This window comes from Roseobacter sp. (genome assembly GCF_045106495.1).
Classification (GTDB): domain Bacteria; phylum Pseudomonadota; class Alphaproteobacteria; order Rhodobacterales; family Rhodobacteraceae; genus Roseobacter.
Window position 1 is genome coordinate 1 of the sequence record NZ_JBGCEQ010000058.1, and the last position, 9,520, is coordinate 9,520.

Here is a 9,520-nt window from a genome sequence, read left to right on the forward strand (position 1 = left end):
ACCATCAAACGCGGCCACATCCATCACAAACAACCAGGTGTTCAGGGCGAGATCGAATTCATTGTCCAATTGTTCGCGGCCGCATGATCAAACGCCTTCAAAAGCAACAATCGGTGCCACCACCATTAACGCAACAGTCCCGCCTGAACTTGTGCATGAGCAACGATGTGATGCACCTGTAAGGTGTTTACATCGGATTCACCGCAAAAGGGACATTTCGATCCGAACTGCTGATAAATCTCTTTCTCCAGCTTTTTTGGCAATTGCTTACGTGTCATCCTAATTTGTCCTGCTGAGGCATGTTTGGGGTATTTTGGAACTCGTCACTTTCCTCCAGTGCTACGATGTCGGCGCAAACATCTTCGGGGTCTCGATGCGCGAACATGTGCTCCAGAGCGTTTCTCCAAACCAGCATATTTACAGCCGCGCCGTTGTGCTGCGCCTCATAATACGTGTTGTCAGGCTCACCGTGCAGATGGCGTCGTTCCTGGGAGCCGTCGTTCGTATATCACGCGGCGAAGGGGCTGGAAGAGCCCACTATGACCAATGCTGCGAGACGCATGAACGGCGGCTTCCAACAAATCGACTTAAAATTTTTAAATCAATAGACGCCCGAAAACCGGCGGCGCAACATTTGGGGCATGTTAGAGGGTCTTATGCTGTTTGACCTTCCAGACCACGCGTCTTTGTATGATGCCTTGCTCGCCCGCGATGCGACCTATGATGGGCGGGTTTATGTCTGTGTTTCCAGTACTGGTATTTTTTGTCGGCTGACCTGTCCGGCGCGCAAACCAAAGCGTGAAAATTGCACCTTTCTGGAGACTGTCGGAGAGTGTATCGAGCGCGGCTTTCGCGCGTGCAAGCGGTGCCACCCTCTCAAGCCAATGGCATCAGCTGATCCTGCGATTTCAGCTTTGTTGACTGCGCTAGATGAGCGACCAGAGTACCGCTGGCGGGAGTCCGATATTGAAAAGATGGGCTTTGACCCCTCCACCATCAGACGTAGTTTCAAGCGCCAGTTTGGCATGACTTTCCTTGAAATGGCGCGACAACGCAGGTTGCGGGATGGATTTGAAACCATCGTTGACGGCGGTAAGATCATTGAAGCGCAGATCGATGCCGGGTTCTCGTCGGCCAGTGCATTCCGCGCCGCATTCGCAAAACTGCTCGGCAAAGCGCCTGGTCGCTTGGATAGTGACCCGATCCTGTTCGCCGATTGGATTCCCACCCCTTTGGGTGACATGATTGCTGTTACCAGCCCGTCTGAATTGCATCTGCTGGAGTTTGCAGATCGAAAGGCGCTCCGGACAGAGTTGGCAAAACTGAATGAGGTGTCCAAGGGTCGGATAGGTATTGGTAAAACCACACCTTCCCGACAAATTGCATCAGAGCTGACGGCATTTTTTGAGGGAACGCTAACAGGCTTTGAAACCCCGCTCGCCTATCATGGATCAGCATTCACAAAGTCGGTTTGGGACGCATTGCGCGACATTCCTGTGGGTGAAACCCGAAGTTATTCGCAGATTGCAGAAACGATTGGCCGTCCAACGGCTGCACGCGCTGTCGCACGGGCCAATGGTGCCAACCAAATCGCCCTCGTGATCCCCTGCCATCGTGTGATCGGCGCGGATGGGTCGTTGACCGGCTATGGCGGTGGGCTTTGGCGCAAGCAGAAACTTCTAGAAACCGAACGGCAGTATCTGCCACTTAATATGGACAAGTAATCATGACCCAAGCCAACAAAGCGCAAGCCTTCAAAAACATGCACACCACACAGAACCCGGTTGTTTTATACAACATTTGGGACGCCGGTGGTGCCAAGACGATCGTTGACGCAGGAAGCAAAGCCGTTGCAACGGGAAGCTGGTCAATAGCCGCAGCACATGGGTTTGACGATGGCGAAGCGATGCCGCTCGAATTTGTGTTACAGATTGTCGAACGCATTGTGGCAAGCGTTGATGTTCCCGTTACCGTAGACTTCGAGGGCGGCTACGCTGTGTCGCCGGAAGATGTCGCGAAAAATGCCCTTATGATGATCAAAGCCGGCGCAGTCGGCATCAACTTTGAGGATCAAGTCGTGCAGGGTGATGGGCTGTACGATATCGAACAACAAACGACACGCTTGAAGGCTATCCGGCATACGGCTGACAGTATGGATTTACCGCTATTCATAAATGCCCGAACTGACCTGTTCCTCGGGTCTGATCCGAAAACGCACAGCAGTTTAGTTGATGAAGCAATCGAGCGCGAAGCAGCTTATTCCGCAGCCGGGGCCGATGGCTTTTTCATCCCGGGTCTAACTGATACTGCATTGATCGCAAAAATCACGGCAGCAACAAGCTTGCCTGTAAATGTCATGGCCATGGGCGATATCAAAACATCAGCAGACATCGCCCATGTCGGTGTTTCACGCCTCAGCTACGGACCTGGCCCATACTTCAACGCAACGAGCGATCTAAAAGAACGATACAGCGCTATCTGAGGACAGGCGTTTGAAGACGGGGAACTCAAAGCGGACTCTAAGTAAGGATTTCTGTTTGGCGGCTTTGTCCCGCACTGCCGACCTGTCTGACGTCAGCGCCGATGGGTCCCCAACCGTCTGGACGCCTACAGCCGTGGGCTGCGTCTTCTGGTCGCTCAGGCGCTTCAGGACATCGCAAGGGACGCAGAAGTGTCAGCGGCACCGACAGGCCCTCTCAGCCACCAGATCGCCGCTCAGAGGCCTGTGGAGCGCCTAAAGGCCCCCGCCCTCTTCCTGTTGGACGAGTTTGCGGCTCTGGGCCGTCTGGAAGCTGTGGAACGCGCTATGGGGCTGATGGCGGGGTATATCTATCAATACGCACGAAAAGAACAATTGAATGCTGTTTGCGAGTGTATTGAAATCGTTCAGCTACGCATCAGAGAACTGCTGAATTCTGGGGCCCGGTTCTGATGGAGTGGACATCCCGGATCGGCAAAATCGGAAGATCGGCCCAAAAGTGATTGCACATGGTTCATACTGCAGCCGGTGCGGTCTTTGGGAAAACCAAAAAATGAAATTGGCGAAGCCTTCCTGTCGACCAAACTGAACTTGCCCGTGTGCGCCACCGAACTTGTGGCCGTCCAGGGAAGGCATCACGCTAGATAGCGACGTCCTTCCGACCGCTGGACGTTTGAAGCCGAACAATACCTAGGGGTGTCAAACGATCGACCAAATGCCATGATTTTGGTGCAACCTTCGCAGCATTTTCTATCGACGTTTTTGCGAAGTCCTCCGCAAAATTCAGATAATACCCAACGTCTTCCGGAGACGTTTGCGACCTTGCGTCGTTATACATCATCAGTACATAACAAGCGTCGCTCAAGCAATTGAAAGCCGCCATATTCATGTCTGCCGTCGCTTCGCTAAGGTCAGAACTTTCCAGACGATCAATGTCAAGCAACTGTATCACCTGGTCCAAGACTGAGTACAGTTTAAGGAGCCGGGCTCTAAAACCTCCAGAGAGTGATGTCACTTTAGACGCCTGATCATGAAGGCCGCGATCCTTAAGAACCAAAGGAACGATTTCATCCATGATCACGTCTATGCATTGCTTGCATTGGTCAACCGTCTTGAATGTGATGCCAAAATCATCTGGAACGGATACAGATCTCGAAAAGCTCAAAACACTCACTGTTCGTGACCCCCATGTTCACGCCAAGAAACCAACGAGAAACTTGTGCCCGCATTGTCGGGTTTAGAAAGCTGCCCCACATCCAGCCCGCCGAGTAGACGGTACCAGCAGGTCTCCGATCCTAACACACCCGAAAACGTAACAAGAATAAAACCGCCTAACCTGCTTTCAATGGAGCCCTAAAGCCGCCTGCTTATGGCCTCCTGCCCCGGCCTTTGGCCGTGCCACCGGGCTCTGCTTGCAGTCCAGCCGAAGAGCTGGCCCGAGATCCGCACCCTGCGCGCGCCTTCTCCCTGTTTCAATGACCCGCGCGCTGTCTCTCTGAGCCCGAGCGGGGGCTTTGAAACATGCTCGCTTGCGACCTTGTGAGCGGCCCGTTGGGTGACGATCCCTGGGGCAACGGATCTACGATCCTGAGTTCTTGGGCTTGGGGTTCGGATATACCGAACGCCACTGCGCCGTAAGGGGGTCGTTTCGTCGGCCCCCTTCGGACAACCTGAATAGACAAACCCGTGTCCTCGCGGCGCTGCGGGCCGCACCAGTTTGTCGATTCAGGCGTGTCTCGACCCCCTCAGTTCGCCACATGGCAAGGTTTCAGGAACAGGCCGCATTCGCGGCTGTCCCAAACCTCGACCCAAAAGGGGCAAAGACCCCAACCACACACCACAAAGGAACATGAAACCATGCAGAATACAGCCGAAGTCCCTGTTGATTTTCGCACCGCTCTGGTTGACGAAACGCCAGAAAGTATCGCCCGTTTCAAGCTGGTAGGCGAGCAGAATGACCGTTTCCGAAATACATGGGGAGCCGACTTCACAATCCCCGGACAGATCGTGCAAACAAATGGTGTCGCCGCGCTCAGCTTTGCATGGCAGGCCAAGATCATGACGACCGTCATGCAGTTTTCCGAATTCACGGAGGACAATGATCCTTATCTGAAACGTGATTTCGGAGCCTTCGCGCTGACAATCGACGGTAAGACAGAACACTTTCTATGGAAGGTCGATTTGTACGACCGCGATTATCGTTATGGCACTGACGACGACGCAAACCCAGACGTCACGCGCCGCGTGCTGACCCTAATGCTTTCAACCGATTACTGAAATCAGGACGCCTCGAAAGGGGCGTTTTCGTCAGGCGCAACCCGCGCCGGAAAGGAGGGGAGATAGATGGATAGAGACACATTGAATAAGCGCATTGCCGAGGCATGGGCGCTTGTCAGGAAGGGCGATCACTTTGGCATTGGACGCCGCTTCCTGATCAGACACGCAGCCCACTAAGGGCCTCGCCTCACCCCGTCAGGGGTGGGGCAACCATAACCGAAAAACCCATCATCACAAGACACAGGATATGTCCCAATGACAAAGCAATCGAAGATCACAGCGACAGAAGCCCGGTTCCCGTTGGCCGCACTCACACTATCCCCGCTCAATCCCCGGCAGGACGTGCCGGAAAAGGACGTCATTGCGCTGGCGGAAAGCATCTGGGCCGCTGGCCTGATCCAATCCATCGCAGGGCTGGCCGACGATGCAGGTGGCGCTGAAATTGTCGCAGGCGGACGCCGGTTGCGCGCCCTGAAATATCTTGCAGAGAAGCACCCCAACCTTGCCGCCATCCGGCCCGATCTGGCAAACCCGATGGTCATGCTGGCCGCAGATCGCGACACCGCCTCAGCCTGGGCCAACATGGAGAATGTGGCCCGTGTTGATCTGCACCCGGCAGAAGAAATCCGCGCTTACGGAAAGATGGAAGCCAAGGGCGCGAAAGCACCTGAGATTGCGCGGGCCTTTGCGGTCAGTGAGGCGCATGTCTATCGCCGCCTCGCGCTGGCGGACCTGCCCAAGCCGGTGCTGGATGCCCTACAGGCCAATGAAATCAACCTGTCCAACGCGGCATCCTTCACGATCAGCCAAGACGAAAAGGTGAGCCTTGAAGTGCTGGAACGGGTCAAGGGCGGCGGTTACAGCGATCATCAAATCCGGCAGATGTTGAAGCCCGACGCGGTGAAAGGATCAGACCGCCGCGTGATCTATGTGACCGAGGCGGGTTATGATGAAGCCGGGGGCCGCAAGAGCGCCGATCTGTTCAGCGATCAGACGTTCTTTGATGATGTGGTCCTTCTGGATGATCTGTTTGCCGCCAAACTGGCTGAGGCCGCAGAGGGCTTGCAGGCCGAAGGCTGGAAATGGGTGGAGGTGATCGAAGACCAATTTTTGAACCACTACGATCTGGGCCTCGACAAGTATGGCTCTGTCTATGCCGAAGATGGCATTTTATCCGAAGAAGAAGCCGAGCAGTTCGAGGCGCTGAGTGAGTTGGAATTTGACGACGCGCTGGACGGTGAAGGCAAGATTATCTTGGCGACCTTGCAGGCGATCCTCGACGGGGATTACAGCGACGATCAACGCGCCCATGCTGGCTTGTTCGTCTATGTCGATGGGCGCGGTGAGCAGCGCGTGAGCGGTGCGTTGGTCAAACCGGAGGACAAGAAGGCCGCAATTGAAGCGGGTGTACTGGCGAAGTCGATGCACAGCAGTAGTGCCGCCGACAAGCTGAAGTCACCGATTTCACAGGCATTGGCGGATGATCTGAGCCGTATCGCCAAAGGCGCGCAGCAACACGCGGTCCTGCGCGATCCTGACCTGTTGATTGATCTTCTGGCGTATCAGTTGAGCCATGATTTACGGTGGGCCAACCCCATTGGATTATCCAAGGTTGATGTGCCGAACTGGCCCACGACCGAGGCCGAAGGCTACGCGTTGGACGAGCGGCTGACCACCAACCCGCCGCGCGATATGTGGGAGGCCAAAGACCTTGGCGCATCCTTCCGGGCTTTTCGTAAGAAAGGAGCAGAACATGTACGGGGTGAGTTGGCGCGGTTCTTGGCGGCGCAATATCGCGGCGGTGATGAAAAGCTGATGGCGATGGTTGCGAAGGAGACCCAGCCGAATATCCGCGACGTCTGGACACCGACAGCGGCCAACTTTTTCAGCCGTGTGGGTGGTCCCTACCTTAACGGGGTGTGGCGCGATCTTCTGGACCTTGCCGAAGATCATCCGACCGCGACAACCTTTGCCAAGCTGAAAAAAGCCGAGAAGGCCGACAAACTGGCCGCGTTGTTCTCAGACGCAGAGGTGCGCAGCGCCCTTGGCGTCACCGAGGCGCAGGCCGCGCGGGTCGACGCGTGGTTGCCCGAAGGCATGGCGTGAGCTCGAGGCGGGGCGCGGTAGCGCCCTGCCCCTCTGAATGGAGAACTGTCATGGCATTTGAGAACAACACTAATCTGGGCCGCGTCGAAAAGATGATCGAGACGCTGCACCTAATTGAAAAATCGGCCACGGCCAACCGTGCAACCGAGGCGCAGATCAGGGCCACATTGGCCCCGCTGATCGAGGCGCTTGCCCGCGAGCGCGCCAAGCAGGACCGCGTGCTGTCGGCGGCCCTCTATCTGAAACTCAAAGAAACGGGAGACGAAACCCATGCCTGACTTCACCGCCCACCGTCTCCCCGTCCTTGCCGTCCGTCGTCCTGATTGCGGCAAAGCCCCCGGCGTCTGGTGCCGCCGCCCCAGCGGACACATGGCCAAAGAGGTGCACCATTCCCGCTGCGCCGAGGCTGACCGCGTGTTCATTGAGCAGCACGGGCCAGATGCCAGTATCGAGCTGAGCGAAGGTGAGTGGACCGTAGACCCCCGCGGCTGCGCAGCCATTCGCCCGCAGCCGGACCAACTTGCGCTGTTTTAAGCGCATCATCTTGTCACGCCGGATGCGATAATTGCGTGACGATTGAAGATATGAGCTGGTAGCAGCAAGCCCGTGTATGGAGTAAAATGTTATGACAGTCCCAAGCACCGTCCGCGCCGTCTGGAAGACCGCCGAACTGATGATCGCGTTCCATAAAAACAAGAAGAAGGAACGGCGTGAAACGCCTTATCTTTGGCGGCCCAAAGACGCCATCGCACGTCTACTGGCAAAGCCAGAAGATCAAGAAGCGTTCGTTGTTTTGAAGGGCGACGATGACGCCGCCGATGTGCAGATCAAATTGCACCCGTTCAAGATGGTTATCAGACGCGACCATGTGCTTGGGTGGTCCGGTGTGGTGATCGACGAACACAGCATAAAGGTCTTGGTCGATGACGATTGGATCAGGATCGACGCCGATGGATCGGTGAAGATCGAGCGGGATGCGGAGACGACCTATCTGGAAGGCGACGGCTCCATCATTCGCATCTCGCCGGATGCAGAGATCAGCGTATCGAGCGACGGGCAAACCATGTCACGGCGCACCGGCGAGCAGATCGACGCGTTCACACCGGACGGGTTTATCTCTCGAAAGAGAGGCTGAGAGTCCGTGAATTTTGCGTCCTCGTGGTGAGGATCTAACTCAGCCCCGCTTCGGCGAGGCCTCTTTTGTACTCATAATGCATCAATGATAGCAATGCAGTCAGATGTATGGTATGATATCAGTACTGAGAATGGAGGATAAAATGGGAAACATTACGGTCAGAAACCTATCGGATGATGTTCATCGCCGCGTGCGGTTCGTTGCAGCTGAGCGTGGTATCAGTGTTGAGGAAGCCGCCCGACAATTGCTTGATGAAGCATCACGTCCCGCAGAGAAGGTTGGCGATGCGATTGTAGAATACGTGCAGAGTTTGGATGCGTTTCTGCCTGATATCGAGCGTAGCGACGACACTGCCGAACCGGCGGACTTTAGGTGATCATTCTAGATACAAACGTTGTCTGCGATCCGATGAAGGAGACCCCTTCCGATGCGGTCATATCGTGGCTGAATGCGCGTCAAAGTGCGCAATTCTATACGACGACGATTACGCTTTTTGAAATTCGCTACGGCATCGAGCGGTTACCGGATGGCAAGCGGAAATCGGCGCTTTGGAAGGCGTTTGACTTCACTCTGGGCCGCCTCTGCGGCAACCGGATATTGCCATTTGACAGGACAGCCGCCGAAGCGCTCGCGACCATGCTGGCGGAGGCAAAAGCCTATGATGTCAAATTGGCGGACGCCCAGATTGCCGCGATTGCAAAGACACACGGCTTTTCGGTCGCCACGCGGGATGTGAAGCCGTTTGAATTTCTGGGTGTCGAGATCATTAATCCCTGGGATGCGGGCGCATGACCTCTGCCATTATGCACCGCGTCTATCTTTGGGGCCACACAGGTCACGTCGCGCCCAGGTGGGCGCGACGCTCATTTGCAAAAACACCCCTGCACCGGGCTTGGGTTTTGGGATTCAACGGGCTTTTCGAGCAAAATAGTGTGAGGCAAGGGCTGGCAAATCCGCATCGTGAATTTCAATAGGCGGCCTCTAGCACCATGGTCGGCGCGCGCCGCCAGTGTAACGACGGGCCAATCCTTCTCCTACTAAAATATCAGCAACATTGCGACCATCGAGGGTCAGGGTTGCAAGACTTCGCCCGTATTTGTCAGGTCGCGGCTGGTAAGCGAGCTGCGCGGACGATGCCAGGCGCAGCAGGTCGCGCAATCGCGCGGTGGCTGCATCACCTTGCTGCCGCTCACTCTCGCATTCTGCGCGATACGTTTCCGGCGTGTCGAAGCCTAGCAAGCGGATGGTTTCACCGTTCAACCTCACGGTGTCGCCATCGACAACCGACAATCTGCTTGGGCTGACGGTCTGCGCCGTGGTTGTCTGCACCGGCGCAGTGATCTGTGTGGGCTGGTCTGGATCATAAAACCACAGCCCGAGAAGAACCAGCAGGACGCCGGAAAGCAGCACCCCGCGAGCTATCCGCCGCCTTTTCCAAGGCCGGAAGCGGTGGGGGCTTATTCTCGGCCGTTTCAGCATGGCAGGATCAAGGACCTCCTAACGGGTCTTCACTGGCAGGGGTT

Annotated in this window: 12 protein-coding genes; 9 read left to right on the forward strand and 3 right to left on the reverse strand. The window is 55.9% G+C overall.

Features of this window, described 5'->3' with window-relative positions:
* Positions 1-656: 656 nt before the first annotated feature.
* The 3 genes from AB8B75_RS21535 (at position 657) to AB8B75_RS21545 (ending at position 2,932) form a co-directional block, all read left to right on the forward strand.
* The gene (locus tag AB8B75_RS21535) at positions 657-1,724 is read left to right on the forward strand and encodes a bifunctional transcriptional activator/DNA repair enzyme AdaA (protein ID WP_405365192.1); all 1,068 of its coding nucleotides are present in this window, start codon (positions 657-659) and stop codon (positions 1,722-1,724) included.
* A 2-nt stretch (positions 1,725-1,726) separates the two neighbouring features.
* Positions 1,727-2,482, forward strand: a complete 756-nt coding sequence (locus tag AB8B75_RS21540) for an isocitrate lyase/phosphoenolpyruvate mutase family protein (protein ID WP_405365193.1) — start codon at positions 1,727-1,729, stop codon at positions 2,480-2,482.
* Positions 2,483-2,671: 189 nt separating this feature from the next.
* Positions 2,672-2,932 (forward strand): type IV secretory system conjugative DNA transfer family protein, encoded by a 261-nt coding sequence (locus tag AB8B75_RS21545; RefSeq protein WP_405365195.1) that lies wholly within the window; start codon positions 2,672-2,674, stop codon positions 2,930-2,932.
* A gap of 187 nt (positions 2,933-3,119) precedes the next feature.
* On the opposite strand, the gene AB8B75_RS21550 is transcribed toward AB8B75_RS21545, so the two are convergent.
* The gene (locus AB8B75_RS21550) at positions 3,120-3,554 is read right to left on the reverse strand and encodes a hypothetical protein (RefSeq protein WP_405365197.1); all 435 of its coding nucleotides are present in this window, start codon (positions 3,552-3,554) and stop codon (positions 3,120-3,122) included.
* Between the two features lie 782 nt (positions 3,555-4,336).
* Between AB8B75_RS21550 and AB8B75_RS21555 the strand changes: the two genes are divergently transcribed.
* The 3 genes from AB8B75_RS21555 (at position 4,337) to AB8B75_RS21565 (ending at position 7,140) form a co-directional block, all read left to right on the forward strand.
* Entirely contained in the window at positions 4,337-4,756 is a 420-nt protein-coding gene (locus tag AB8B75_RS21555) for a DUF3768 domain-containing protein (RefSeq protein ID WP_405365199.1), read from the forward strand.
* A 255-nt stretch (positions 4,757-5,011) separates the two neighbouring features.
* A complete protein-coding gene (locus AB8B75_RS21560) occupies positions 5,012-6,862 on the forward strand; it encodes a ParB/RepB/Spo0J family partition protein (RefSeq protein WP_405365201.1) in 1,851 nt (616 codons plus the stop codon).
* Between the two features lie 50 nt (positions 6,863-6,912).
* The gene (locus tag AB8B75_RS21565) at positions 6,913-7,140 is read left to right on the forward strand and encodes a hypothetical protein (protein ID WP_405365203.1); all 228 of its coding nucleotides are present in this window, start codon (positions 6,913-6,915) and stop codon (positions 7,138-7,140) included.
* Here AB8B75_RS21565 and AB8B75_RS21570 read toward each other — a convergent pair.
* A complete protein-coding gene (locus AB8B75_RS21570; protein WP_405365205.1) occupies positions 7,109-7,405 on the reverse strand; it encodes a hypothetical protein in 297 nt (98 codons plus the stop codon). The two genes, AB8B75_RS21565 and AB8B75_RS21570, sit on opposite strands and share 32 nt — an antisense overlap.
* Before the next feature lie 82 nt (positions 7,406-7,487).
* Here AB8B75_RS21570 and AB8B75_RS21575 point away from each other — a divergent pair, with 82 nt between their 5' ends.
* The 3 genes from AB8B75_RS21575 to AB8B75_RS21585 all read left to right on the forward strand — a co-directional run bounded on the left by AB8B75_RS21575 (position 7,488) and on the right by AB8B75_RS21585 (position 8,789).
* Positions 7,488-7,997, forward strand: coding sequence for a hypothetical protein (locus AB8B75_RS21575; protein WP_405365207.1), 510 nt, complete (start codon positions 7,488-7,490; stop codon positions 7,995-7,997).
* A gap of 142 nt (positions 7,998-8,139) precedes the next feature.
* On the forward strand, positions 8,140-8,373 hold the full coding sequence (locus tag AB8B75_RS21580) for a FitA-like ribbon-helix-helix domain-containing protein (protein WP_405365209.1): 234 nt from the start codon (positions 8,140-8,142) through the stop codon (positions 8,371-8,373).
* On the forward strand, positions 8,370-8,789 hold the full coding sequence (locus tag AB8B75_RS21585) for a type II toxin-antitoxin system VapC family toxin (RefSeq protein ID WP_405365211.1): 420 nt from the start codon (positions 8,370-8,372) through the stop codon (positions 8,787-8,789). The genes AB8B75_RS21580 and AB8B75_RS21585 overlap by 4 nt, the downstream gene beginning before the upstream one ends.
* A 189-nt stretch (positions 8,790-8,978) precedes the next feature.
* Here the strand turns inward: AB8B75_RS21585 and AB8B75_RS21590 are convergent, their stop codons facing one another.
* Entirely contained in the window at positions 8,979-9,407 is a 429-nt protein-coding gene (locus AB8B75_RS21590; RefSeq protein ID WP_405365213.1) for a thermonuclease family protein, read from the reverse strand.
* Positions 9,408-9,520 lie beyond the last annotated feature (113 nt).

Bases quoted from the DNA above. Each gene is read 5' to 3' on its own strand.
- AB8B75_RS21535 (WP_405365192.1), top strand. From the start codon at position 657: ATGCTGTTTGACCTTCCAGACCACGCGTCTTTGTATGATGCCTTGCTC.
- AB8B75_RS21540 (WP_405365193.1), top strand. From the start codon at position 1,727: ATGACCCAAGCCAACAAAGCGCAAGCCTTCAAAAACATGCACACCACA.
- AB8B75_RS21580 (WP_405365209.1), top strand. From the start codon at position 8,140: ATGGGAAACATTACGGTCAGAAACCTATCGGATGATGTTCATCGCCGC.
- AB8B75_RS21570 (WP_405365205.1), bottom strand. From the start codon at position 7,405: ATGATGCGCTTAAAACAGCGCAAGTTGGTCCGGCTGCGGGCGAATGGC.
- AB8B75_RS21575 (WP_405365207.1), top strand. From the start codon at position 7,488: ATGACAGTCCCAAGCACCGTCCGCGCCGTCTGGAAGACCGCCGAACTG.
- AB8B75_RS21555 (WP_405365199.1), top strand. From the start codon at position 4,337: ATGCAGAATACAGCCGAAGTCCCTGTTGATTTTCGCACCGCTCTGGTT.
- AB8B75_RS21565 (WP_405365203.1), top strand. From the start codon at position 6,913: ATGGCATTTGAGAACAACACTAATCTGGGCCGCGTCGAAAAGATGATC.
- AB8B75_RS21550 (WP_405365197.1), bottom strand. From the start codon at position 3,554: ATGGATGAAATCGTTCCTTTGGTTCTTAAGGATCGCGGCCTTCATGAT.
- AB8B75_RS21560 (WP_405365201.1), top strand. From the start codon at position 5,012: ATGACAAAGCAATCGAAGATCACAGCGACAGAAGCCCGGTTCCCGTTG.